Source organism: Arcobacter sp. YIC-80, assembly GCF_044841725.1.
In the GTDB taxonomy this organism is placed as follows: Bacteria; Campylobacterota; Campylobacteria; order Campylobacterales; family Arcobacteraceae; genus Arcobacter_B.
This window is the reverse complement of sequence record NZ_JBJBSI010000011.1, coordinates 36,451-61,774: the sequence shown is the minus strand read 5'-3', so window position 1 is coordinate 61,774 and position 25,324 is coordinate 36,451. Positions and strand designations below refer to the sequence as shown.

The 25,324-nt window shown below is 27.6% G+C and carries 22 protein-coding genes; 16 read left to right on the top strand and 6 right to left on the bottom strand.

What is annotated here, in order from left to right:
- The first annotated feature begins 38 nt into the window (after positions 1-38).
- From ACH5BK_RS12800 to ACH5BK_RS12785, 4 genes are read left to right on the top strand one after another with little or no spacing between them, the layout of a single operon-like run.
- On the top strand, positions 39-1,526 hold the full coding sequence (locus ACH5BK_RS12800; protein ID WP_404308027.1) for a cache domain-containing protein: 1,488 nt from the start codon (positions 39-41) through the stop codon (positions 1,524-1,526).
- Positions 1,527-1,573: 47 nt separating this feature from the next.
- Positions 1,574-2,404 carry an AraC family transcriptional regulator gene (locus ACH5BK_RS12795; RefSeq protein ID WP_404308025.1) on the top strand — a complete coding sequence of 277 codons (831 nt, stop codon included), beginning with the start codon at positions 1,574-1,576 and terminating at the stop codon, positions 2,402-2,404.
- 47 nt (positions 2,405-2,451) lie between these two features.
- Positions 2,452-3,135: an AzlC family ABC transporter permease gene (locus ACH5BK_RS12790; RefSeq protein ID WP_404308023.1), complete on the top strand. Its 684-nt coding sequence runs from the start codon at positions 2,452-2,454 to the stop codon at positions 3,133-3,135.
- The gene (locus ACH5BK_RS12785) at positions 3,128-3,439 is read left to right on the top strand and encodes an AzlD domain-containing protein (protein ID WP_404308021.1); all 312 of its coding nucleotides are present in this window, start codon (positions 3,128-3,130) and stop codon (positions 3,437-3,439) included. The genes ACH5BK_RS12790 and ACH5BK_RS12785 overlap by 8 nt, the downstream gene beginning before the upstream one ends.
- Positions 3,440-3,566: 127 nt before the next feature.
- On the opposite strand, the gene ACH5BK_RS12780 is transcribed toward ACH5BK_RS12785, so the two are convergent.
- Complete coding sequence (locus ACH5BK_RS12780) at positions 3,567-4,217, bottom strand: transcriptional regulator (RefSeq protein ID WP_404308019.1); 651 nt, start codon at positions 4,215-4,217, stop codon at positions 3,567-3,569.
- 302 nt (positions 4,218-4,519) lie between these two features.
- Between ACH5BK_RS12780 and ACH5BK_RS12775 the strand changes: the two genes are divergently transcribed.
- From ACH5BK_RS12775 to ACH5BK_RS12730, 10 genes are all read left to right on the top strand, one after another.
- Entirely contained in the window at positions 4,520-4,894 is a 375-nt protein-coding gene (locus ACH5BK_RS12775; RefSeq protein WP_404308017.1) for a RidA family protein, read from the top strand.
- 26 nt (positions 4,895-4,920) lie between these two features.
- The gene (locus ACH5BK_RS12770) at positions 4,921-6,159 is read left to right on the top strand and encodes an NAD(P)/FAD-dependent oxidoreductase (protein WP_404308015.1); all 1,239 of its coding nucleotides are present in this window, start codon (positions 4,921-4,923) and stop codon (positions 6,157-6,159) included.
- Positions 6,160-6,195: 36 nt separating this feature from the next.
- Entirely contained in the window at positions 6,196-7,704 is a 1,509-nt protein-coding gene (locus ACH5BK_RS12765) for an alanine/glycine:cation symporter family protein (protein ID WP_404308013.1), read from the top strand.
- 133 nt (positions 7,705-7,837) lie between these two features.
- Entirely contained in the window at positions 7,838-9,013 is a 1,176-nt protein-coding gene (alr, locus tag ACH5BK_RS12760) for an alanine racemase (protein WP_404308011.1), read from the top strand.
- 461 nt (positions 9,014-9,474) lie between these two features.
- A complete protein-coding gene (locus tag ACH5BK_RS12755; RefSeq protein WP_404308009.1) occupies positions 9,475-10,185 on the top strand; it encodes a hypothetical protein in 711 nt (236 codons plus the stop codon).
- A 1-nt stretch (position 10,186) separates the two neighbouring features.
- The gene (locus tag ACH5BK_RS12750) at positions 10,187-11,188 is read left to right on the top strand and encodes a CHC2 zinc finger domain-containing protein (protein WP_404308007.1); all 1,002 of its coding nucleotides are present in this window, start codon (positions 10,187-10,189) and stop codon (positions 11,186-11,188) included.
- Positions 11,178-15,155 (top strand): reverse transcriptase domain-containing protein, encoded by a 3,978-nt coding sequence (locus ACH5BK_RS12745; protein ID WP_404308005.1) that lies wholly within the window; start codon positions 11,178-11,180, stop codon positions 15,153-15,155. The genes ACH5BK_RS12750 and ACH5BK_RS12745 overlap by 11 nt, the downstream gene beginning before the upstream one ends.
- Positions 15,156-15,437: 282 nt before the next feature.
- On the top strand, positions 15,438-16,358 hold the full coding sequence (locus tag ACH5BK_RS12740; RefSeq protein WP_404308003.1) for a nuclease-related domain-containing protein: 921 nt from the start codon (positions 15,438-15,440) through the stop codon (positions 16,356-16,358).
- A 66-nt stretch (positions 16,359-16,424) separates the two neighbouring features.
- On the top strand, positions 16,425-16,607 hold the full coding sequence (locus tag ACH5BK_RS12735; protein ID WP_404308001.1) for an ORF6N domain-containing protein: 183 nt from the start codon (positions 16,425-16,427) through the stop codon (positions 16,605-16,607).
- A gap of 416 nt (positions 16,608-17,023) precedes the next feature.
- Positions 17,024-17,491: a hypothetical protein gene (locus ACH5BK_RS12730; protein ID WP_404307999.1), complete on the top strand. Its 468-nt coding sequence runs from the start codon at positions 17,024-17,026 to the stop codon at positions 17,489-17,491.
- Between the two features lie 9 nt (positions 17,492-17,500).
- On the opposite strand, the gene ACH5BK_RS12725 is transcribed toward ACH5BK_RS12730, so the two are convergent.
- From ACH5BK_RS12725 to ACH5BK_RS12710, 4 genes are read right to left on the bottom strand one after another with little or no spacing between them, the layout of a single operon-like run.
- A complete protein-coding gene (locus tag ACH5BK_RS12725) occupies positions 17,501-19,969 on the bottom strand; it encodes an ABC transporter permease (protein WP_404307997.1) in 2,469 nt (822 codons plus the stop codon).
- Positions 19,963-20,625, bottom strand: coding sequence for an ABC transporter ATP-binding protein (locus tag ACH5BK_RS12720; RefSeq protein WP_404307995.1), 663 nt, complete (start codon positions 20,623-20,625; stop codon positions 19,963-19,965). Before ACH5BK_RS12720 ends, ACH5BK_RS12725 begins: the two co-directional genes overlap by 7 nt.
- The gene (locus ACH5BK_RS12715) at positions 20,625-21,236 is read right to left on the bottom strand and encodes an arylesterase (RefSeq protein WP_404307993.1); all 612 of its coding nucleotides are present in this window, start codon (positions 21,234-21,236) and stop codon (positions 20,625-20,627) included. The genes ACH5BK_RS12720 and ACH5BK_RS12715 overlap by 1 nt, the downstream gene beginning before the upstream one ends.
- Before the next feature lie 47 nt (positions 21,237-21,283).
- Positions 21,284-23,233 (bottom strand): hypothetical protein, encoded by a 1,950-nt coding sequence (locus ACH5BK_RS12710; RefSeq protein ID WP_404307991.1) that lies wholly within the window; start codon positions 23,231-23,233, stop codon positions 21,284-21,286.
- A gap of 110 nt (positions 23,234-23,343) precedes the next feature.
- Here ACH5BK_RS12710 and ACH5BK_RS12705 point away from each other — a divergent pair, with 110 nt between their 5' ends.
- Positions 23,344-23,769: an ATP-dependent zinc protease gene (locus tag ACH5BK_RS12705; protein WP_404307989.1), complete on the top strand. Its 426-nt coding sequence runs from the start codon at positions 23,344-23,346 to the stop codon at positions 23,767-23,769.
- Entirely contained in the window at positions 23,769-24,695 is a 927-nt protein-coding gene (gene rimK, locus ACH5BK_RS12700) for a 30S ribosomal protein S6--L-glutamate ligase (protein WP_404307987.1), read from the top strand. The genes ACH5BK_RS12705 and rimK overlap by 1 nt, the downstream gene beginning before the upstream one ends.
- 23 nt (positions 24,696-24,718) lie before the next feature.
- On the opposite strand, the gene ACH5BK_RS12695 is transcribed toward rimK, so the two are convergent.
- Complete coding sequence (locus tag ACH5BK_RS12695; RefSeq protein WP_404307985.1) at positions 24,719-25,117, bottom strand: phosphate-starvation-inducible PsiE family protein; 399 nt, start codon at positions 25,115-25,117, stop codon at positions 24,719-24,721.
- Positions 25,118-25,324: the final 207 nt, after the last annotated feature.

Here is a 25,324-nt window from a genome sequence, read left to right as displayed (position 1 = left end):
TTTACATTTTTATTATTATTATGTCGTCAATGATATTTATGATTTCATATTTTTATGTAAAAAATACATACGATGACTTTGAAAAACAAATGGAAAACTTTGTTCATGAGTATTATGAAGAACAAAAAAGAATATTAAAAAAAGAAATAGATACAGTTATTGATGTCTTAAATTATAATTTAACAAAAGTAGATACAAATGAAAAAGAAATAAAAGAAGATGCCATAAGACTTTTAAATAATATTTCATTTCAAGAAAATAAAAGTAATTACTATTTTGTATATGATATTTTAGATATGAATGGTGGTGATAATTTTGCTAGATTGATAGTAAATCCAAATAGACCTGATTTATTAGGAAAAGTAATTTCTACAAACTACAAAGATGCAAATGGTAAAAAATTTAGAGAAGAGTTTTTAAATAGGATAAAAGTAAAGGGAGAATCTTATACTCAATATGCTTACAAAAAACCTAATACAAACGATGAAATAAAACAAAAATTATCATATTTTAAGTATTATGAAAATTGGAATTGGGTTATAGCTGTAGGTGTTTACATGGACGATATTGAAAAAGAGATAAAGAAAAAAAGAGAGGCATTAGAAAAAACAGTTCGAAATCAAGTAGGGCAAAATATAGTTTTATTTGTGATGTTTTTATCAATTGCTATTTTAATATCAATAGCTGTATCTCAAAAGATTGATGAGGTTTTAAAAAATTATCAAAATAAAGTAAAAACAAAAGCCCAAGAATTAGAAGAATTAAATCAAAATCTTGAAAATAAAGTATTTTATGAAGTAGAAAAAAATAGAGAAAAAGAACAACTTTTAATTCAAAAATCAAAGTTTATTGCACTTGGTGAAATGATATCAAATATAGCCCATCAATGGAGGCAGCCTTTATCAGAACTCTCTTCAATTTTGATGTATATAAAATTTAAGCATAGTATGGGACTTTTAGATGATGAAACAATGAACAAAAAATCAAGAGAAGCTGATAAAGTTCTTGAGTTTATGTCTCATACTATTGATGATTTTAGAAACTTCTTTATGCCTAAAAAAGAGAAAGAAGAGTTTACTTTATGTAGTATGATAGACTCAGTTATGACAATAGTTGCTAGTGCTTTAGAAAATAATAATATAAATGTAACAATTGATGTAAATGAAAAAATAAAACTTCATACTTATTTAAATGAATATGAACAAGTATTATTAAATATTTTAAAAAATGCAAAAGATGTACTTATTGAAAAAAAGATAGAAAACCCTAAAATCTTTATTTGGGCAAAAGAAGAAGAGTTTGAAGTTACTTTATATATTGAAGATAATGGTGGAGGAGTAACTGTTGAACCAAAAAGTAAAATTTTTGAACCATATTTTACTACAAGGGATGATAGTGATGGAACAGGAATAGGGCTTTATATGTCAAAGATAATTGTTGATAAAAATATGAAAGGCAAGCTATTTGTAGAAAATATCAATGATGGGGCTAGGTTTTCTATTTCTATTCCAAAAGAGAATAAATAGCAATTTAATCCAATAAAAAAGTATGCTTTTTTGATATACTATAAATTATGAATAAAAATGAAGATATTATTTACGATGCAAAATTTTGGAAGCCTAAAATAAATGAAGATATAGTTTTACATAAAGCTCATTTTAATAACTATGGTTTTGATAAGCATGTACATGAAGATTATACAATTGGTCTTATTTATGAAGGACAGATGGATGCTTTTGTAGATGGACAGAAAAAAAAGCTAAATAAAGCCTGTGTAATTACGATAAATCCAGATGAAACTCATGCTTGCCAGACGCAGTACCATGAGGGCTATAAACATTATTCTATATATCTTAAACCAAACTTTATAAAAAAGCTTGAAGAAGAAAATTTCTATAATCAAGAGCTTTTTTTCTCTTCTGGAATTTTTGAAAATAGATTTTTTGCTAATAAATTAATAAATATAATCATGGAAAATGAGTATAAAACAAACTCAAGTATTGACTTTGAGTGTGAACTTGTAAGTACTTTAAATGAGTTATTTTTAAATAATAGTAAAGCTAAAATGCCTATTATTTTAAGTGAACATGATAAGATGATAAATAGAGCAAAAGAGTTTATGAACTATAATTTACATCTTGATTTATCTTTAGATGATATTTCAAATGAACTTGATATTTCAAAGTATCATTTTTTAAGACTTTTTAAACAAAAGACTTTTATCTCTCCTCACTCATATCTTATGTTGAAAAGAATTGAACGAGCTAAGCAGGCTTTACAAAAAGGCGAGAGTATTATAAATACTACATATATGTGCGGTTTCAATGATCAAAGTCACTTAAATAGAAGATTTAAAGCTTATGTTGGTTTAACTCCTGGAAATTATAGGAAGTTTTTTAATTAGCAATTATATCCAAGATTTTTCTTTTTATTCTTTGTTAAAATTCAATTATGAAAAATGATTTTAAAGATGGATTTATGGCAAATTTGCCAATTGGAATAAGTGTTTTTACTTATGGTTCAGTATTAGGTGTTCTTAGCTCTCAAAAAGGAGTTGAACTTTTTGAGTTAGTACTTATGAATATATTTATTTTTGCAGGTTCTTCTCAATTTGTGTTAGTTCAAATGTGGGATAATACTCTTGATATCATAGCTATGATAACAGCTGCTTTACTTATAAATCTAAGGTATTTTTTAGTTGGAGCCTCTTTGAATCCACTATTTAAACAAAGTAGTAAAAAAGAAAAACTAAAATATATGCACTTTGCTACTGATGAATCTTGGGCTATAACTATGCAAAGATTAAAAACTCAAGAAATAAGTCCAAAGTTTTTACTGGGTGGAGGAGTTTGTATCTTTGCTACTTGGTTTATAGGTACAGTTTTGGGATACAATTTAGGAGAGTTTATCTCAAATCCAAAAATATTTGGTTTAGATTTTGCTTTTGTGGCGATATTTTTTGCCCTGGCACTTAGTATGTATAAAGGTAGTTCAGATATTTTACCTTGGATTATAACTTCATTGATAGCTATTATTTCAAGTTATTATATTGAAGGTAATTTCTATATAGTAATTGCAGCAATACTTGGATCATATAGTGCAGTGATTTTGCATAAAAGGAAAAGTTATGAATAGTCTTGATTTAAATGCCTTACTAATTATATTTATTGTTGCTTTGGGAACCTATAGTTTAAGAGTATCAGGACTTCTTTTATCTTCAAAGTTTGTAAAAGAAGAGGGGGATTTAAAACTATTTTTGGATTATCTACCTTCAACATTACTTTTGGCTTTGGTTGTTCCTTCTATCTTAAAAGAGGGTGTTATTGGTTTAATCGCTGCATTTTTAATATTTTTGTGTATGTATAAAACAAAAAGTATATTGTTATCTTTAATTGTTGGAGTTTTTACTATAGCAATTTATAGAAACTTTTTTATATAAAGATAGGATTAAAATTAATCCTCTTCTTTATATTTATCTTGCATTTTTTTTGTAAAATAAGCTAGCATTATTACTACAATTGTAACAATACTAAAGCCTATTATTTCAGATATTAAATCACTCATATCTAATTTTTTTTAATTTTTTTAATATATCTATATACAGAAGGTTCTGACATTTGAAGTTTGTCTGCTACTTCTTGAACGGCACCTCTTATATTAAAAATCCCACAATCATTTATGGCTTTTATAATTTCTGTTTTTTCTTTTGTTGTCATTCTTTTTGGAAGCACATCAAATTGATCTATTATCGCATCTATTTTACTTAATGTTGTTTCATGAGGGTTTGTATTTAGATTCTCTTTTATATTATTAAGTGATAAAATCTTATCATCCACATAGTTTGGTAATAAAGATGTGATAAACGATAAGGATTTTTTAACTTCATGATAATCAGAGTTTAAACATAAAGCACCAACAATCTCATTTTTATCATCTCTAATAAAAAATGTAGAAGAGTATAAAAGTCTTCCTTCAATTGTTTTAGAATTATAATTACAAATAAATTGTTTATTTCCTTTTGATTCAGTAGCAATAAAGTCTAAAACTAAATCAGTGATAGGATCACCTATTTTTCTATTGCTAATATGTCCGTTGATAATATGAACAATAGAGTTATCATAATTTGTTAAATCATGAATTATAATTTCTGTATTCTCACCTAAAACTTCGCCTAAAAAGTTAGCAATAGGAATATATTTTTTAACATAAGGGTTCAAAGGATGCCTTTTTATTATGATTGATTTTCTAAATTATAAGAAATATATAAAAAAATGTCAAGATGATAATAAATTGTTATCATGTTAATAAATCTTTTAAAATAATATATATTCTAAAGTTATTAAAGTATAAAAAATATCAGTTTTTGAAACAAAAATATGACTTTTTTATAACAAAAAAACAATAACTGTATAAAAAATACAATAAAAATTTATCAATTCATAATAAAAACTATTTACAATGATAAAAATTTATTATATACTGACCGCAATGAAAATAAATTATCATAAAAGGAATGAAAATGAAAGCAATAAATTCAGCAAAAGCACCAAGTGCAATAGGGCCTTACTCACAAGCAGTAGATAAAGATGGTTTTATCTTTGTATCAGGACAATTACCTATTGATGAAACTACAGGAGAGTTTGCAGGTCAAACTATAAAAGAGCAAGCAAAACAATCTTTAGAAAATATCAAGTTTATTTTAGAAGAAGCTGGTTTAGAAATGAAAGATATTACAAAAACAACTATTTTATTAAAAGACTTAGAAGATTTTGTAGTAGTAAATGAAATCTATGGAAGCTACTTTAGTGAGCCTTTCCCTGCAAGAGCTACTTATGAAGTATCAAGACTTCCAAAAGATGCACTAATAGAAATAGAAGCAATAGCAAAAAGATAATATCAAATTTTACATGGAGAGTTAAAATGAAGAAAGATATTGTAATAGTAGGTGGTGGATGTATTGGGCTTATGTCTGCTTACTGCTTACAAAAAAGTGGTAGAGAAGTAACAGTAATAGAAAAAGGAGATATTACAAGTGGTACATCATTTGGAAATGCTGGCTTATTATCTGCCTTTAAAAAAGCACCTTTAAGTGCTCCTGGAGTTGTACTTGATACTTTAAAACTTATGGCAAAAGGTCAATCCCCTGCAAGTGTTCATCCAACATTTGATTTACACTTATATAAATGGCTTTTAAAATTTGCTGCAAGTGCAACTGAGGCTAGACTAAAAAGAACACTTGCTTTATTTGAGAGATATGGGCAAATAAGTCTAGATATGTATGAATCAATGGTAAAAAATGATGGAATGGACTTTCATTTTTGTAAAGATGGTTTACTTATGATTTATACAGAGCAAAACACTTTTGATGCAAAAGCAGCACTTTGTACAAATCCTGATGCTTATGAGATTCTTTCAAAAGAAAGAACAAAAGAGTATATGCCTATTTTAAATGAAAAAGTAATAGGTTCTATTTTATTAAAAGAAAATGGTCATGTTGATCCAGGTGAATTTATGCTTGAGCTTAAAAAATATCTTGAAAATCAAGGTGTAGAGTTTTTACTAAATGAAGAAGTTCAAAGATTAGAGTTTGAAGGCTCAAAAGTAAGTAAAATAAGAACTTCAAAAGGAACTTATGAAGCTGAAACTTTTGTATTATCAACAGGGGCTGATGATAGTTTAGCAAAGCAAGCAAAAAATAAGTTCATGATGACACCAGCAAAAGGCTATAGTGTTACTTTCAAAATGGAAGATGAACTAAAACCAAAAACATCATCACTTTTTGCTGACTTATTTATAGCAATGACTCCAAGAAGAAATACAGTAAGAATGACTTCAAAACTAGAATTAGGTACTACAAATCCTGATATTGTAAGAAAACAAATAGATAGTATTCATAAAAATTTAGGACTTTACACAAATAAGTTTGAAATGAAAGAGCAAGTAGAGTGGGCAGGGTTTAGACCTCTTACTCCAAATGATATGCCAATTCTTGGCTTTGATGAAACATATAACAATCTAGTTCATGCTACGGGACTTGGATGGTTAGGTATTACATTTGCACCCGCGATTGGGAAGATAATAGGGGAAGTGATTACAGAAGATGGAAAAAATGAGACTAACGAAGATGTGTTGTTGTTCTCAGCATTTTATCAAGGGTAATAAATTTAAGTTTTAAATTTTAAAGGAGAGATTAAAATGATATTAAAAAGAGTATTACTATTTATGGTAGTTTTATGTCTACCAAGCATTGTTTTTGCAGAAGAGACTATAGGTATAGATAAACAAATAGATCAGTTTTTTAGTGATTATTTAGGTTGGTTTGCTAATGCTATCTTTTTTGGAGCTTCAATTGAAGATGGTGTTTCATTTCCATTGATTGTTGGATGGTTATTTGTTGCAGCTATTGTATTTACTATATATTTTGGATTTATTCAATTTAGAAGGTTTGGGCTAGCAGTAGATATAGTTTCTGGAAAATATACTGACCCGAAAGAAAAAAAATCTGGTGAAGTTTCACACTTCCAAGCTCTTACATCTGCACTTTCTGGTACAGTAGGACTTGGTAATATTGCTGGTGTTGGTGTTGCTATTGCTATTGGTGGACCTGGGGCTACATTTTGGATGATTTTATGTGGTTTATTTGGTATGGCTTCAAAATTTACTGAGTGTACATTAGCTGTAAAATATAGAAACGTTAATCCTGATAGTACAGTATCAGGTGGTCCTATGTATTACCTTTCTAAAGGTTTCAAAGATGGTGGTTATGCAACTCTTGGTAAGTTCTTTGCTATTGGTTTTGCTATTATGACAATATTCTCAGCTCTTGGTGCTGGAAATTTATTCCAAGGAAATCAAGCAAACGCGATGATAGTTCAAACATTTGGTATTGCTCCTGGTTATGGTTGGGTTACAGGTGTTATCTTAGCAGTTTTAATTGCTAGCGTGATTATCGGTGGTATGCCTTCAATTGGTGCAGTTACTTCTAAACTAGTTCCATCAATGGCTTTCCTTTATATAGGAATGGCATTAGTTGTTTTAATAGCTAATTATGACAAAATAGGTTGGGCTTTTGAGCAAATACTTGTAGGTGCATTTACTGGTGCTGGTGTTGCAGGTGGATTTCTTGGGGCATTGATACAAGGTCTAAAAAGAGCAACTTTCTCAAATGAAGCAGGTGTAGGTTCTGCTGCTATTGCTCACTCAGCAGTAAAAACGAAAGAGCCTGTAACAGAAGGTTTAGTTTCATTACTTGAGCCGTTTATTGATACAGTTGTGATTTGTACGATGACTGCATTGGTTATTATTATTGCAGGAGTTAACACGGGTGAATTAACAGGTGTTACTTTAACATCAGCTGCATTTACACAAACATCACCAATTTTTGAATACTTATTAACACTTTGTATTGTTTTATTTGCATTCTCTACGATGATTTCATGGTCTTACTATGGACTAAAAGCATGGACTTATCTGTTTGGAGAGGGTAAGAAAACTGAACTTGTTTATAAAACTATGTTTTGTTTATTTGTAATTGTTGGTACAAGTATTAGTTTTAGTGCAGCAATTGACTTCTCAGATGCTGCTATGTTTGCAATGTCGATTTTTAATATCATTGGTTTATACTACTTAATGCCAGTTGTAAAAAAAGAATTACAGTCATATCTTGCGAGAATTGACTCAGGCGAAATAAAAAAATATAAGTAGAGTAATTAGTACAAGAAAGTTTTACTTTCTTGTACAAATGCTATTTTTATGAAGATAATATAAAGTTTTGTGCTTCTTTATATTGTCTTCATAAGAATATCATGTAATAATAAGTACGAAATAGGAGAGAAAATTGGACTTAACAAGAGCAGTATGGGCTGAAATAAACTTAGATAATTTAGCAAATAATATTCGAGAAGTAAGAAGAGTTACTAATCCTAAGACTAAAATATCAGCTGTTATAAAAGCAGATGGTTATGGACATGGAGCAGTTGCTATCGCTCAAACTTTACTTGAAAATGGAGCAGATAGATTTGCTGTTGCTACTTTAAGTGAAGCACTTCAGTTAAGAAAAGAGTTCAAAGAAACTCAAATCATGGTCTTAGGATATACTCCTGAACACTTAGCTCAAGAGATAATCCAAAACAACATAATACAAACAATATATTCACTAGAACAAGCCAAAGAGTTCTCAAAAGTAGCTAAACAACTAAATAAAAATATCGTAGTTCATATAAAAATAGATAGTGGAATGAACCGTCTAGGTATGTTATGTAGTGAAGATACAGTAAACACAGTTTTAGATATAAGTAAGCTAGATAACTTAGTGATTGAAGGTATTTACACTCACTTCGCAGCAGCAGATGAACTAGATAAAACATATACAAAAATGCAAGTAGAGAAGTTCAGTAAAATAGTAGAACAGATAGAAGAAAAAGGTTTAAGTATACCTATCAAACACGTTTCAAATAGTGCAGCTATCATAGATATGCCTGAGTTTAACTTCGATATGGTAAGAGCAGGTATAATGCTATATGGCCTATACCCTTCACAAAGTGTAAATCATGAAAGAGTAAACTTAAAAGAAGTCATGTGTTTAAAAGCAAAAATAGCCCAAGTAAAAGAAATCGAAGCAGGCTCAGGCATAAGCTACGGACTTACATATAAATGTGAACACAAAACAAAAATCGCAACACTACCAATAGGCTATGCAGATGGCTATACAAGAATGCTTTCAAACAAAGCAAAAGTACTAGTAAAAAACAAAATAGTACCAGTACTAGGAAATATCTGTATGGATCAATGTATCATAGACGTAACAAACCTTGATGTAAAAATGGGCGATGAGGTAGTACTATACGGAGGAGATAATAAAGATGGAATCTCAATCGATAGTGTAGCAAACCTTCTAAATACAATCAACTACGAAATCGTATGTATGGTAGATAAAAGAGTCCCTAGAGTCTACCTAAAAGACAATACTAAAACAAACTACAAAGACTATGTACTATGTCTTTGTAAAGACTAAATAAAAATAAATCTCAATAACTTTAATAAAACAAAGAATAATTCTTTGTTTTGTCTCAACAACTACTACATATCAGATATAAATATTTATTATATAAAATAATAATCAAGTATATATTTATAAATAAGTGTTATAAAAACTTACATTTTAATCCAAAATCAACTAAATAAATAATACTATAATAGTAAAATTATTTTAGGTTTGAGATTTGAAGTTGATAGCTATATTAGAACTTTTTAGTTCTCATCTCTCTTATTTGTTGAAATAAAAATAAATCCATTTTCTTAGATAAAAGCGTTTAGAACTAGCACTAAATGCACTAAATCAATTACAAAGTTTATGAAAATGGTATGTTTGATTTCCTATGTGGAAGCACTAAAAGAGAGAATCCCATTGTAGATAAAGGTTTGAGCCTAAGGGTGTTGGAACGAGTTTGTTGGAATTGAATTAGGAGGGATATAATGATTGATGAATTAATAAAATATTTTATAAGTACAGCTGTTATTACAACTGGAATTGTATATATAGGAAAGAAAATTTTTGATAAATCAGCAGATTTTACGTTAAAAAAATTTGAAATGGAGTTAAATAAAAAATATCAAAAAGATGAACGTAAACTAGAAGAACTTAAAAAGTGGACAAATCCTTTATTAAGTTCTTTAAATGGTTTAATTGGAAGATTAAATAATATAGTTAATGAAGATGGGTATAAGAATTTATCAAATAGTAGCTCAGAATATGAATATTATATGCCAAGTACTTTATATTACTTGTCTCAATATCTATGTTATATTCAAATATTAAGAGAAGAAATAAATTATGAAATATTTGATGATAATAAAAATGAAAGTGATTTTTTTCAAGTATTAAAGAAAGTTAATAAGTCATTAAGAGGTAAAAATAATAATTTTGATAGACCTTTATATTCTTTAGAACAAAGAGAAATATCTGAATTAATGATGGAGATAAATAATAAGAATAGTAGAGTTTGCAAAAGTTATTATTCTTTTCATGAAAAATTTGAAACTCCTGAAATGAGAGAAATATTAAAGCCACTAAGAAACTTATTTGAAAACATTCAGAAAAATGATAAAAAATTCAATAGACTTTCTTTATTATTGACTGCGTTAAGAGAATTAAAAAAAGAAAGTGAAAATTTATTAAAGAAGTGACATGAAATATGATAAAGAAAAATTAAACTCTATAGATATTTTAGAAGTTTCTAATATGTTAGGTATCAAGAATACTTCAAAGAAAGGTATACCTTGCTTTAATGGACATGATTCAAAAAGTCCAAGTTTACATTTTTATCATAATACAAATACATTTTATTGTTTTGGTTGTGGAATAGGTACTAAAAATATTAATTTAGTTATGGAATATTGTGATGTTTCTTTTTTAGAAGCTTGTGAGATATTAGAAAAACATTTTTTTGGAAATTCCCCATATCAAAGACCAAAAAGAAAAATCACATATCAATATAAAATAGATTTATTTTCACATGACAGTGAAGTATATCAATGGATTTTAGATAATTCTACTCTAAGTCAAAGAGGTTTAGATTATCTTCAAGATCGGGGATATAGTTTGGAAACTATACGAAAGCAAAGAATTTTTGATATTAGTAATACTGAAGATTTTTTTAAATCTCTTAGAAAAAAGTGGGATGATGAAAGACTTTATAAATGTGGTCTTTTAAAGACTTATGATAATGGCTTTTCTAATTGTTGGTGGTGTTACACAATCGTATTTCCTTGCTTAAATTTAAAAAGTCAAGTAATTAATTTAGAGGGAAGATATATTGACCATGAACATTTAAGATGGGTTCATCTTCCAAATGTAAAATCGTCTATTTATAATTTACAAATTTTAGATCAATGTAATATAGGTGAAAAAGTTTATATTTGTGAAGGTGTATCAGATACTTTATCAATGCTAGAAAAAGGTTATAAGGCTATTGGAATTATGGGTGCTACTAATTTTAAAAAAGAATACATTTATTATTTTATGGATTATGATATATATGTTATCCCTGATAATGATAATGGTGGAGATAATTTTTATAAAAATATTGTAGATGCTTTTTCATTACATAAATCAATTAAGAGAATAACTTTTGATAGAAAGTATAATGATATATCAGATTATTTTAAAGAGTCAAAAAATGTTAAATAAATCTATAATTAAATTAATTGTTGAGTTGGAAAATTTACACTGGGCATGGGAAAAAGCAAGAGATTTTTATAATGATGATAACTATTGGTGTGATGAGTTAGAAATAATAGAGTTTAAAGTAAATTATGAAAATGAACTAAAAAACATTCAAGAATCAATATTGGAAAATAAGTATAAACTATCGTCTTTAAAACCTATATTCTTTCCAAAAACTAAAAGTGAAGATGGCGAGTTAAAAAATAGACAAATGTTTTGGGTATCAATTAGAGACCAAGTTGTATGGCTTGCAGTTATGAATGTAATTGGTAAGTATTATGATATGCAAATGCCTTATTGGAGCTATGGTAATAGATTGTATGTAAATATCTATCCAAATAAAAAAGAGTCAACAAAAGATAAGATACAATGGCTATATGGACTATATAGAAATAGTACTAAAAAAACTTATCGTAATTTTAATCAAAGTTGGCCAAGATTTAGGAAAGATATTTTTATAACTTCTAAGGTAATGACCTTATCTAAAGAGACATATGAAGAACAGTTTAGTGATGAAGAAAAAGAGAATATTATAGAAAATGAAAAACTATCTGATTTACATAAAGTTAAATATAAAACAAATGACTTTTGGGGAGATAAATATGGAGAAGATGTTTATTGGTGTAGTTTAGATTTAAGTAAGTTTTATCCTAATACCCCAGTTAATATAATTTTGAAAAATTTTAAGTTATTTGGAGAAAGAATACAAGAAAAATTTGAAGATTTTGAAATATTATTAACTCTATTAGAAAACTTATTGTCATTTGAGATTGATACAAATAATCCAGATTTTAGTAAAATTGGACTTGATATAGATGAAAAAAGATTCTATGGAATTCCTACTGGTCTTTTTGGAGCTGGCTTTTTAGCAAATATTGCTATGTTAAATGTTGATAAATATTTAAATCAAATTGTAGAAACAAATGCCAAAACAAGTGAAAAAGTTGCATTATTTAGGTATGTAGATGATTTTACTATTTTAAGTCAAAATTATGATAATTTATTATTGATTATTGACTTAATTAATAATAAGTTAAAAGAAGAATTTCAAGGTAAACTAAGTCTTAATTTTGAAAAAACAAAACCTGACGAACTTAAAAACTTATTAGCTTTAAAATATATTAAGATAGATATTTTATCTGAAGAAGAGTATAAAAATATTGAGATTGAATTAAATACGAAAGCAAGAGCTTCTTCAAAAATTGATGCTAATTTTCCAACACAGCTTATGAATCATACTCTTAAAAAAGTTTCCACGTCTAATAGAATTGCATTTGACTTATTAGATTCAGATGAAGAAAAAAAGTTTATTCAAGATTTAGAACATCTTTTAGTTACAGATATATCAGAAGATGAAATTAGAAAAGATACTAGACTTTCATTCGCTTCTTCAAAATTGTCAATTTTAGTACCTCAAAAAAAATATGATTACACAAATATTTATGAAACACATTGTCAAATAAAAAGATTAGAACAAAAAATAAGTGTTAACAGACAAAAAAGAGAATTTATAAATAAGCCAATTGAAGAACAAATTAATAAATTAAAAAAATTATTGGTAGAGAATAAAGAATTTTTGGCATTAGAAATAGAACAAGATAGAAAAAAAGTGTCAATTCTATTAAGATTCGCAATTGAAAATTATCCTGATAAATTAAAATTATGGAAAAACTTAATTAATTTTTATAAAAATATTGGATTTAGTAATAGTCCACACTTAGAAATTTTAGATATTTTTGAGTTATTAAAGAAATTTAAGAGAAATAAGTTAATTAATGAGTTTACTCATGAATATTTAATAACATATATTTATGATGTTTTAACTAATAGTATTTTTTCAGCTATCAAAGTTTATAAGTCAGAGTATATTTCACGTAAAGATAAATTGATAAAAGAAAGTTTTTTTAATCAAATAATAGAATCAAAAGTATCTAAAACATTAAATAATCCAGAAGGTACATCTCAATATAAATCATTTTATTTTAATCAATCTAAAATACTTTTAAATATTGCTATTTCTATAGGAAGATATTATTTTAAAAATTCAAGCATAGAAAGTATAAAATTAAATCAGATTCATTATAGTTGGTTAATTAATAAATTAGACAAAAAACTTGCTAAAGTATTTATAGAACAATATTTTAAATTAAATAAAGATAATAATTTAAATACTAATGATTTGTATTTAATTTCTCTTTATCCAGAGTTTAATTATCAAAATAAAAAACTATATGATAATGAAAATTTTCAATATCTGAAATTTCCATGGTTTTTTAATCATATAAGTAATTTAGATTTTAAGGGGTTTTTAGAAAGTGAGTATTTAAAAAATATATTAAATTTAATAGAATATCAAAAAAAGAAAGAAGAAGAAAAATACATAAATATTTTTTCTTATATCAAAAATAATGAATATTCTGAATTAGATGCCTTAGAATTAATTGCTAAAATTCTCCAACAATCTATTAGAATTGAGTTTTCTTTTGATAGTGAAGATAGTTATGATAAATTAAAAAAACAGTTTCCATATAATATTTATATAAAAAGTAAAAAACTAGAAGTTTTAAATTTTGGAAATGAAAATATTATTGATAAAAGATATTTTCCAGATTTTGTAGATTTTGACTATGATGATTCAGATAGAAAATTTATTTATGGAATAGGAATACTTCTTTATCAACTTATTTCAAAAGATTTAGATTTACTCCCTGAAATGTATCAACCAAGTAATCAATTAATTAATTCAGGTTATTTTATTAGAGAATTAGAGAAATATCATATTTCAACTTTTAGTTATGAAATTATAAAAGCTTGTTTATCTAAAAAAAATAGAGAGTATGTGAAGCAATCATTGGAAAATATGGATATAAATGAATTTGATATTGATGAAGAAATGATAAACATCTCAACATTAAATGGTTTATCAAGTTATGTGAAACAAGCTATTAGTTTTTTAAGAAAAAATCAATTTAAAAATTCTAATAGACAACTAGTCCCAAAAAAATTATTTAGTTTAACTTCTAATTTTGAGAATAATTATATAAAAGAAAAAAATGAGATATTAAAATTAGGATTTATACAAGTGAATTTTGATAGTAATTCCACTTGGGGGCCAGAAAGTGATATTACATTGCATATGAAATCAGATGTTGAAGATTATGTCTGGCAAGAGATTCAAAAGGGTTTTCATAAAATGATTAATCATCATACTAAGCCTGATATTATAATATTACCAGAATTAACTGTTCCTCATCCGTATGTTCAAAAACTAAGAAAACTTGCATCAGAGATTAATGCAGTTACATTTGCTGGAATTGATTGGTTTGTTGATAGTGATAACAGAGAAGTAAAAAATAAAGCTATCATGATTGTCCCTAATAATTGGAATTCATCATTAACATCATATGGCTCTAATATAACTTTTTTAGGTAAAACTAATCCTTCAAATGGTGAGAAAAAAACAATTTTTAATTATGACAAAGTAAAACCTTATAAATTTACTCCAGATGATAATATGTATATCATAGATAGTGGAGAATACGGGAAAATAGGATTCGCAATATGTGCAGATTTTTATGATATTGAAAGATTTGTAGTTTATAAAGGTAGAGTACAGCACATAATAATTTTAGCTCTAAATAAAGATACAAATTCTTTTTTTGCAATTTCAGAAGCAGTTGCAAGACTAGTTATGTGTAATGTAGTTATTTGTAATACTGGAGAGTTTGGTGATTCTTTAGCATTTTCTCCATATAAAGATAGTTTTAAAAGAATGATTTATAGAAATCAAGGTTCTAATCTTTTTTCAACACAAGTAGTTGAGTTACCAGTAAAAAGTTTAGTTGAAGAACAAGAAAAAGAAGCTAAAATTGACACTCTTGATGAATCTAAAATATTTAAGATGCCACCAGTGTATGAGTTTAAACCATAAAAGCATGAAAAAAACTAGATGGAGTTCAAAATGGAAGATATGTGTATTAATTCATAAATCTCTTTACACAAAAGGCATTCAATGCCCCAAAGTACTTTGGCTTAAAAAATACAAGCCAAATGTACTAACATCATTAGATGAAAAAGCCTAAGCTATAATTGAAACTTGAAATATGTTAGGTAATTTAGTTTGTATTCTATTTTTTGATGGATAATCAAAAGCGTATTGAAAACTTGATTATTTAGCATTAGTAAAGATTTTATAGCAATAAAAGGAAACAACTTGATATTAAAAGAAATCGATAAACAAAAAGAAGAAGATATTAAACTTTTAAAAGAAAAACTAAATTTATCAAAAAATGAAAAGCAAAAATATCTAATCAAGCAAGAAATATCCAAACTAGAAACAGGTTTGATAGGAGAAAAAGAGACGGCTTATTTTATAGATTTTAAGTTAAAAGATAGTGAAAATTATGCGATTTTACATGACTTGCGACTTGAGATAGATGGCTTAACTGCACAAATAGACCATCTTCTTATAAACAAAGCAATAGGTATAATACTAGTTGAAACTAAAAACACAAAAGCAGAAGTTACTATAAATGACGATGGAACTATGTTATATAAATACCCAAATAACAAGACTTATAATCAAGCAAATCCATTAGAGCAATCAAAAAGACATGAGCTAGTAGTAGAAAAGGTATTAGACAAATATAATATGAAATTAAATATCACATCTTATGTAGTATTTTTACCAAATGTAATTATCAAAAATAAAACTCTTCCAAAAAACTTTTTAAGATCAGATACTTTTTATGATTCTATTTATACAGAGTTTACACATAGTCCAAAGAAGGTATTAACAGCTGCTGCAAAACTATTTATAAATAAAATACCATCAACAAAAGAGATTAGAAATATAGGCAATATTTTAGTAGCAGAACACAAACCTATAAGTATTGACTACGATGCTAAATATAAAATCAAAAAAGAAATAGAAAAAAAAGTAGAAGAAACTATCATAGAAAAACCTATTTACCATGAAAAAAATATGAAAAAATTCAGAGATATAAAAAGCTCAAAAAAATACATGGGAAATGAAATGCTAAGTTTTATCTGCATTAGCTGTGGAAAAGAACAGAGAAAAGGTTTGAAAACTTTTAGTACAAAAGAGGTTTTTTGTAATCATTGCAAAGTGTAAGATTTTTGGGTAAAAATATTTTTTAATGTTATTATTATCTTTATGATATAAAACTAGGATGATGACATGAATGAATTTGAAAATTGGAGGTCACAATTTGTGACTTCCAATTCTGATAAGATGGGATTAAGAAGTCCACCATATACATTTACTGAGCAAGGTATTTCAATGTTAAGTGCTATTTTAAAAGATTTAGGTAAAAGTGGTTTGCTTTTTCTAAGATGGATATTAGGAGTTTTGATATTTTAGAAAGGTTGTAGATTGGCTGGATTAACCCCATCAAAAAGATGGGTCGTCCCGTAGGAATTTAGAATAAAATTCTAACACAAATTATAAATAAATGCAATAACAAGATAATTGTATTAAAATAATCTGATACAAAAAAAGAACTGGTCACAAATTGTGACCACTTTTGTGTCATGAGTAACACGTGCATAAAAAACCCAAGCTTAAACTCTAAGGTTTAAGACTTAATGGGCGTCATAATAAAATTATATAAAAATATTAGTGATAAGTCAAATGTAGAACCTATTTTAAAACAATCTATAATATTGACTTTGTAGTATAAAGGTACTACAATTTATAAAAATAAAGAGGATTGAATTATGCCTTTAGATTCTACAGTAAGAGCAAGAGTAGATAATAAACTAAAAATAAAGTAATATATGACACTCATACAAAAAACAACAGCCTATCTCATAAGCATACCACTATTTACTATCTGGTTGCTTTTTTGCTTTATTATCTCTCTTATTGGCTCACTTCTTTATAAAAAAAGAGTTCATATTGATTTGGATAGGGTGAAGAAAAGAGAGACTATTTGTAGTGTTTTAAATAGTAAAAAATATCTAAGTGATGAAGAGTATGAGTTTGAAACTTTTGAGGTGGCTTCACTTTATGATGATCTTACTTTTAGGGGATATTTGTTTGTTTTAGCTCCTGTTATATTTTTGCTAAAGCATTTTAGTTTTGCTGATGGGTTTGTTTTTTATCTTGTAAAAAAGTGGATGTATATACACAAGTATCAAAGGCAACACAAGAAAAAACCTAAAAGCTTTTTCTCAGCCCTTATGTCTTTGTGTGTTTTACTTGCCTTTTTTGTAGGGCAGGTTTTGTATAGATTAAAACCTTAAAACCCTTTTTTATTCTCCAAAAAGTACATTCTCTTTTTGATGTATGATTTTAGATGTAAAGAAGTTTACAACTAAAATAGTAAGTATTGGTATTAGTAAGAAATAAAGCACTAGTATATCAGCTCTAAAATCCCAAGTAGACTCAAAAAGTAAACTACTTATAAAGTATGAACCAACACTTCCAAGTATGATACCTATACTACTTGCACTAACTGCTATAAGACCAAACTCCAATAAAAATGAGTTTTTAATAGTCTTATTTTTTATACCTATCATCTTTAGTCTTAGGATATTGTTTTTTTGTAAGTTCATTTGATACTGTATGATGATAAAACTCATAAGAAGCCCAATAGCAACAGAGTAAAAACTCATCTTTTCAGTAATAGCTGTAACATCATCAACTACCGTGGCAAATGACTCAAACAAGCTCTTCACATCTATTACCGTAAGACTTGGAAACTTATCTGTTAATGCAAGTAGCATTTTTGAAGCGTCATACTCACCTGTAGAGATAGTTGCTAGTATAGTTTTTGGAGCGTCATTTATAGCTCCTTCTTGCAGTAGTAAGAAAAAGTTTGGTGTAAACTCTGTCCATTTAACTGATCTTATATTTACTACTTTCGCAACTACTTCAAGTCCTAGCACATCAAATACTACAGTATCACCTAATCTTATGCCTCTTCTTTTTGCATATCTTTTTTCAACACTTAACTCAATAGGTTTTGAGAAGTCATCTGAGTTATAAACTCCACTAAACTCTCGCCCTTCAAGTATTTGCTCAGTTGTTTTCAAATCACTTCTGTATGATAAGTTTACAGCTGAGTTTCTTGCATTTTCACCTTCTTGTGATTGTTCTTTACCGTTTATTTTAAGAACTCTTGCTCGAATCATTGGGGCTATGTTTTCTAGTTTTGCTCCTAGTTTTTCAACTTCTTTACTTATATCTGATAGTTGCTCTTCCTTTGCATCAACTACAAAAAATCTAGGTCTTTCTTCTACACTTTTTGATAAGACATTTGATAAAGAACTTCCAACTTGTGGTATTAAACTAAAAAATGCAGTACATAAAAGTATGGCACTAAATAGTGTAAGTGAAGTTCTTTTTTGTCTTGTGATGTTTTTTAGAGCTAGTGATAAAGCTAGATTATCAAGATGACCTGAAAAATCAAATCTTTTTAATACAAAAGAGCCTATAGCAAAAAGTAGGGCGATGATTACAAGTACACTTAAAGCAAAGAAAAATCCTATATTCCGAGCTGGCGTTACAAAGTGTGAAAGTAGAAGTAAAAACACAATAAAAGGAGTAAAACTTATGATAACTCTTGATAGTTTTCTTTTTTGTCTTTGTACAAGTGGCAGTATCAAAGGAAGACCAATAGATAAACTTAAAGCAAAAAGCACAACAGCAGACTTCACAAAAAACATATAGTCAAGACTAAAATCAAAACTAAAATCAATATACTTCTGAACAAGTGGCCCTATAAACTGTGAAGATGCTGTGATAAAAGCAAAGACTAAAACCGTAGCTATTGATATAAGTACAAAAAGATGAGTTAAGTAAGTCATGATAAGGTTTTTCTTACTAACTCCAATATCATTTAAAACTGTAATATCTTTTTCATGTTTTTTCAAAAAGCCTGAGTATAGATATATAAGTCCCACAAGTCCTAAGAAAAATGAAATCAAAGATACAAGTGATAGGAAATTTGTCAAGAAGCTAAGAACGGCTATTAGTCTATCTCTTCCGTCATTTGGAGATAGAACTCTAAGACTTCTATCAAGTTTTGCTTCTATTTGTTCTTCTAGCTCTTCAAGTTTATCATTGCTTAGATTTTGCTCAAAAAGATAGTTTAGTTTATATCTAGCAGTTGAGCCAAACTTTAGAAGTTCACTTCTTTCAAGACCTTTAGCACTTAAATATACTTTTGGCATAAAGCCACTAAAACTTATGTTTTTAAGACTATCTTCTTTTATGACTTTTACAATAGTGTAGTTTTTACTTCCTATTTTAAGAGTGCTTCCAAGAGTAAGTCCTAGTAAATCTAAAACTTCTTGATATACCCAAACTTCATTCTCTTTTGGGAGGGCTTGTCCTTTTGGATAAGTTGAATTGTCATTGAAAACTAAACCACCATAGTATGGAAAACCTTTATTTATTTGTACAAGCTCCATAAGTCTAGCTCTTTTTTCTGAAGCCACCATACTTACTGTTGAGACACCTTCATCAAAACTTTTGATTTGAGGAAGTAGGTTTTTTACTTGTTCTTTTTGCTTATCACTTATTGGAAATCTAGAGTTTACTACTAAATCAGCTCCAAGTAAACTTTTGGCTTTTGTATCAAGGGAAGTATCAATACTTCCTTTAAAAAACTGTAAGTATGATAGGGAAGCAATAGCCAAACAAAAGTTTAGTATAAAAATAAGACTAAAAGATTTTGACCTTTTAAGTGCTTTTGAAACTAGTTCAGCTACTAACATTTCTCTAAGTTTCCATGATTTAGTGAATAAGTTTCTTCACATCTAGCAGCTACATCTTTTGAGTGAGTTACTAAAATCAAAGTTGTGTTGTTTTTTTTGATTAACTCAAAAAGCTTATCCATTACAGCTATACCTGTATCTTCATCTAAGTTTCCACTTGGTTCATCTGCTAGAATAATTTTTGGATTATGTATCAAAGCTCTTGCTATTGCTACTCTTTGTTTTTCTCCACCACTAAGTTCAGATGGTAAGTGATCAAGTCTATGTCCTAAACCTACACTTTGTAGAAGTTCAATTGCTTTTTCTTTTGGTTTTTTTATACCACATACTTTTGCAGGAAGCATTACATTTTCTAAGGCATTTAAATACGAAACTAGATGAAAGTTTTGAAATACAAAGCCTATATTTGAAGCTCTAAAGTCATTTATCTGCTCTTCTTTCATATCTTTATATGAAACACCATCAAGTAAAATATCACCTGATGTTGGTTTGATAATCCCTGAGATTAGTGAAAGTAGGGTTGATTTTCCACTTCCTGATTTTCCCATGATAGCAACTCTTGAAGCTTTTTTTATATGAAAGTTTAAATCTTCATAGATTTTTACTTCTTGTACGCCTTGAGTGTATGATTTTTTAAGTGATTTGATTTGTAGCATTATAACTCTTCCTTTAAAAACTTGAAAACTTCTTTTGCCATGATTTTATGACCTTTTGGATTTGGATGTATTCCATCTGCTTGGTTTAGTTCTTGAACTCCTGCAACATCTTTTAGTAAAAAGGGCATAAATCTAAGATTGTATTTTTCTTTGATTTTAAGATACATTTGTTCAAACTCTTTTGAGTAAGCAGGGCCATAGTTTGGGGGGGGGATTAACATACCTGCTAATAGTACTTTTGCATTTGCTTTTTGGGCATGAGTTATAATCTCTTCTAAGTTTTTTTGACTTTGAGTAAGGTTTAAACCTCTAAGCCCATCATTTGCTCCAAGAGCTACAAAAACTATATCAGGTTTTCTTTTTAGGTACCATTTTAGTCTTGATAATGCATCACTTGTAGTTGAGCTAGAAACTCCACCGTTTATAACTTTGATATTTTTGTTTAGTTCATTTTTTGCTAGTTCTTGTACTAAGTTTGGATAGGCTTGATTTTTTGATACTCCTAAGCCCTCAGTTAGTGAGTCTCCTAAAAATAGGATAGTTTTAGTACTTGAATTTGCTGTTAAAATTTGTAGTGTAATTATACATAAGATAAAAATTATTTTTTTCATGTTGGTATGTTATCAAAAATTTGTTAACCAATCATAAAGAAGATAAATTAGCTAAAATCAAAAAGAGATTCTTGTTTTTGTTTAAAAGGTTCTATTAGTTTATAGGCTTCTTTTATATAAAAATCAAAGTCTAAAAACTCATAAGAAAAGTCATTTATATTATTACAAAGTTCTATTTTGTATCCTACATTTATACCTATTACTCTTGGCTCGCTATTATTATTTAGAGGTGGAAGGATTTTCTTTAAGGCAAATCCATTTTTACTTATAAAATATCTTATTGTATTTGGTAGTTTCATATAGGTTTTTTCTAGGGAGTAAACTTTTTCAAGTACTAAGTCTATGTTTTTAGTAGCTTTGGTATTTAGTAAAAAGTCATATTTATTTCTATGATTACGTATAAACTCTTCTATTGAAATACCCTTTAAAAGATGAGCTTCAACAGCTTTTTGTACCACAAGACATGAATGATTTTGATTCCAAGCAAGTTCATATTTATAAGCACCTATTTTTTTTGCTTCACCGTTTTCTTTTAGGGCTATATAGTTGTTTACATCTCTTATCCAAAGTTTTTTATAAATAGTTTCTTCTAACTCTAAGCCTGTAAACTCTTGCCAGTGTTTAGAAATGCCTTTGTATAGAGCTTTATCTTTTTTGTCTATTTTAAAAGTAAGACCATCTGTATTTGCTTGTATTAGTGAGACTGAGTCTATACTCATAAGTTTTTCAGCAAGCATACAAAGCATAAGTTGACCATTTAAAGTGATACTTAGAGTCATTTTATAGTCATAAAATGGACTAAATTTATTGTTTGTATCTCCATAAGCTGAGTTAAGAGCTAGTTTTAACATCTTGTTTTGAGAAGTTCCTTTTTCATAAGAAAATCTCATATCTCTTATTTCTTTGTATATATCTACAAATTCAGCCCCTAGATGTTCTGGGTAAAGACCATTTTGTATCACAATAGATGGATAGTAACTAGCAACATCTACATCTATGATTAAGTACTCATCACTTTGGTCATAAAATTTTCCTTCAACACTTCCATGAAGTCCACCAGTTCCAAAGTAAAAAGAAAAATCTTTATAGTTAAGGTGTAATGAAGAAGCTTCATTTTTTGCATTTAGTGTGCAAAAAGATGATAGTTCTTCTAAATCTCCTTTTTTGATATTTGAAAAGACTTTTGACATATCGTTTGTGTACTGTTTTTTTAGGTATTTTAAAAGAGCTTGAAACTCATAACTTTCAAACTTCACATAGTCAAATATTATCCCACCAAAATTTAAAAAGTTTCTTACCGTTTGTCTTGGTTTGCCGTTTATATAGCAGATGTTTTTACCAAGTTTCTCTTCAAGGTTTCGTATAAAGTATCTTTTCCCTATTTTTGTATCACTGTAGTTAAGCATATACTCATTATATTTTGAACTTAAATTTTCTCTAAACTCTATAGCTTCAAAGGAGTGATTGAAAAAAAGTAGGGTTGCTTCAACGTCATGTTTATTGTATTTGATAAGATTATCAAATTCATCTACTTTTAGGTTTTCTCCAATAGTGAAATTTAAATCTTCAATAGAGTTCATACACATATTTACTTCTAAAACTTTTAGACTAACTCTTGTTGCTTTATAATCAAAGTTATGTATTTTCATAAGGTCAAGTTGATTAATCTTTATAGAGTCTTTGTCTTCTTTGTATATGATGTTATTTTTTATTAAATCATCGGCAAAAAGAAATGTTTTGTAAATAAGTTCTTTTAACTCATACTTTTTAGCATTTTTATAAATATATTGAAGTACTGCATAATCAAAGTTTAGGTTATTGTATCCAACTAGTATTTTATCAGTTTTACTTAGCCATTCTAAAGTTTTTAGAAGTTTTGCTAAATCGTTTTGTCTTATGCTTAACTCAAAAACTCTAAGCTCTTTTGTCTGGGCATTTTGCATAACACAAGTAAAGATATTTGGAAAAGTTTCTAAGTCATATATGTAGTATTTCATTAAAGTAATTATAGTTTATATGAACTGTGTACTACTTTATAGAGTTTAAATTACAAATAATATTCTATTATTTAATCATTTATATAATATTATTTTGTGAGGTTAGTAAAATGAAAGATAAAACTATTATTGGTAGAAGAGAGATTATCTCTATTTTAGATTTGGATTTATATGATTTAGATGCGAAGGTTGATACTGGAGCTGATTCAAATGCTTTACATTGTGATGATATTTTTATTGATGATAAAAACTTTGTTCATTTTAAATTACTAGATGAGGTACATCCAGCTTATCATGGTAAAACTATGAAAATGCCTTTATATAAACTAAAAAAGGTAAAAAGTTCAAATGGTGTTGTTCAAGAAAGACCATCTATAAAAGTAAAAGTTGCTTTCTTTGGAAAAGAGTATGAAACAGTTGTCTCCTTGACAAATAGAGCTGATATGAAGTTTCCTATGTTATTGGGTCGATTATTTTTAAAAAATAAATTTCTTGTAGATGTTTCACAAGAGTATTTATCAAAACAGGAGAAGTAATGAGAGTTTATGTATTATCGAGAAATCAAAATCTTTATTCTACAAAAAGATTGCTTGAAGCAGGTGAGCAAAGAGGTTGGGAAATAAAAGTAATTGACTATTTAAAGTGTACAATTGAGATTATGAAAGGTGAATTAGTTATTAACTATTTAGGAAAAGTTTTACCAACTCCTGATGCAATTATTCCAAGAATAGGTGCTAGTAGAACTTTTTATGGTACAGCTATGGTTAGACACTTTGAAATGATGGATGTATTTAGTACATCAGGAAATTTAGCAATTGCTAGAAGTAGAGATAAGTTAAGAAGTCTACAAGTTTTATCTAAAAATGATGTTGATATGCCAAAAACAGTATTTGCCTCAAACATGTCAAGTTCAAAAGATGTAATAGCTCTAAGTGGTGGAGCACCTTTAGTTTTAAAAATCTTAGAAGGAACACAAGGTGTTGGAGTTGTTTTAGTTGATAGTGAAAAAGCAGCTAAATCTGTTCTTGATGCTTTTTATGGAATGGATGTAAACTTACTTGTGCAAGAGTTTATAGAAGAAGCAGGTGGTGCTGATATTAGAGCTTTTGTTGTTGGTGGTGAAGTTGTTGGAGCCATGAGACGACAAGGTGCTGAGGGGGATTTTAGGTCAAACCTACACCAAGGTGGAACAGCAGTTGCTCATAAACTTTCAAGAAAAGAAAAATCAACAGCCTTAGCTGCTGCAAAAGCTATGGGACTTGGAGTTTGTGGAGTTGATATGATTCCATCAAGTAGAGGGCCTTTAGTTATGGAAGTTAATTCATCACCTGGACTTGAAGGAATTGAAAAATCAACTCAAATTGATATTGCTGGTAAGATTATGGATTATATTGAAAAAAATGTAACACCAATAGAACCAAATAAAAAAAGAAGAATCAAAAGAGATAAAATAGGTGTTTAAATTTATAAAGAAATAGATGAATTTTATTCGTCTATTTCTTTTTTTGTATACTCTTTTTCAAAGAAAGATGGGCTATACTTAACAGTAAAAATTCTAAAAGCAAATAAAATAGCAATAATTCCTAAAATAGCAAATATTTTTTTAGAATCAAAAGTGTCATTTACTATTAGCATTATATCTCTAATAAAAAACACAATAGTTGAATCAATCATTAATCTCATTCTAATTCTGTTTTCATCACTTAATAAAAATTCAATAAGCATTCTTACAAGCTCTAGTATAATGATCAATTCTAATAAAGCAACAGCTAGTTTACTAAATGAATCAATAGAATTAAAGTCTTTTATTGATATAAATAGAACTAATGCTATAATAAATTTTATTAGAGGTGGCATGTTTTTTTCAATAAAAAAACTTTTCATTAAAATTCCTTTTTTTTCGAATTATAATCGAAAAAATTGATTTTTATTCTTAAAGTATTCTTATTGTGAAAAAATTATATTTAACTATTTTTTCTTTGTTTATATCAAGTGATGAAACCTTCAATTAAAGAAGAAAAATCTTCAAAAACTTCTTCATCTTTGATAATTAAAGTTTTGAAAAAATAACTCATAGAATTAAAGACAATA

What these genes read in the sequence shown, in the direction of transcription:
- ACH5BK_RS12800 (WP_404308027.1), top strand. Translation starts at nt 39, where the DNA reads ATGATTTCATATTTTTATGTAAAAAATACATACGATGACTTTGAAAAA.
- ACH5BK_RS12795 (WP_404308025.1), top strand. Translation starts at nt 1,574, where the DNA reads ATGAATAAAAATGAAGATATTATTTACGATGCAAAATTTTGGAAGCCT.
- ACH5BK_RS12790 (WP_404308023.1), top strand. Translation starts at nt 2,452, where the DNA reads ATGAAAAATGATTTTAAAGATGGATTTATGGCAAATTTGCCAATTGGA.
- ACH5BK_RS12785 (WP_404308021.1), top strand. Translation starts at nt 3,128, where the DNA reads ATGAATAGTCTTGATTTAAATGCCTTACTAATTATATTTATTGTTGCT.
- ACH5BK_RS12775 (WP_404308017.1), top strand. Translation starts at nt 4,520, where the DNA reads ATGAAAGCAATAAATTCAGCAAAAGCACCAAGTGCAATAGGGCCTTAC.
- ACH5BK_RS12770 (WP_404308015.1), top strand. Translation starts at nt 4,921, where the DNA reads ATGAAGAAAGATATTGTAATAGTAGGTGGTGGATGTATTGGGCTTATG.
- ACH5BK_RS12765 (WP_404308013.1), top strand. Translation starts at nt 6,196, where the DNA reads ATGATATTAAAAAGAGTATTACTATTTATGGTAGTTTTATGTCTACCA.
- ACH5BK_RS12755 (WP_404308009.1), top strand. Translation starts at nt 9,475, where the DNA reads ATGATTGATGAATTAATAAAATATTTTATAAGTACAGCTGTTATTACA.
- ACH5BK_RS12750 (WP_404308007.1), top strand. Translation starts at nt 10,187, where the DNA reads ATGAAATATGATAAAGAAAAATTAAACTCTATAGATATTTTAGAAGTT.
- ACH5BK_RS12745 (WP_404308005.1), top strand. Translation starts at nt 11,178, where the DNA reads ATGTTAAATAAATCTATAATTAAATTAATTGTTGAGTTGGAAAATTTA.
- ACH5BK_RS12735 (WP_404308001.1), top strand. Translation starts at nt 16,425, where the DNA reads ATGAATGAATTTGAAAATTGGAGGTCACAATTTGTGACTTCCAATTCT.
- ACH5BK_RS12730 (WP_404307999.1), top strand. Translation starts at nt 17,024, where the DNA reads ATGACACTCATACAAAAAACAACAGCCTATCTCATAAGCATACCACTA.
- ACH5BK_RS12725 (WP_404307997.1), bottom strand. Translation starts at nt 19,969, where the DNA reads ATGTTAGTAGCTGAACTAGTTTCAAAAGCACTTAAAAGGTCAAAATCT.
- ACH5BK_RS12720 (WP_404307995.1), bottom strand. Translation starts at nt 20,625, where the DNA reads ATGCTACAAATCAAATCACTTAAAAAATCATACACTCAAGGCGTACAA.
- ACH5BK_RS12715 (WP_404307993.1), bottom strand. Translation starts at nt 21,236, where the DNA reads ATGAAAAAAATAATTTTTATCTTATGTATAATTACACTACAAATTTTA.
- ACH5BK_RS12710 (WP_404307991.1), bottom strand. Translation starts at nt 23,233, where the DNA reads ATGAAATACTACATATATGACTTAGAAACTTTTCCAAATATCTTTACT.
- ACH5BK_RS12705 (WP_404307989.1), top strand. Translation starts at nt 23,344, where the DNA reads ATGAAAGATAAAACTATTATTGGTAGAAGAGAGATTATCTCTATTTTA.
- rimK (WP_404307987.1), top strand. Translation starts at nt 23,769, where the DNA reads ATGAGAGTTTATGTATTATCGAGAAATCAAAATCTTTATTCTACAAAA.
- ACH5BK_RS12695 (WP_404307985.1), bottom strand. Translation starts at nt 25,117, where the DNA reads ATGAAAAGTTTTTTTATTGAAAAAAACATGCCACCTCTAATAAAATTT.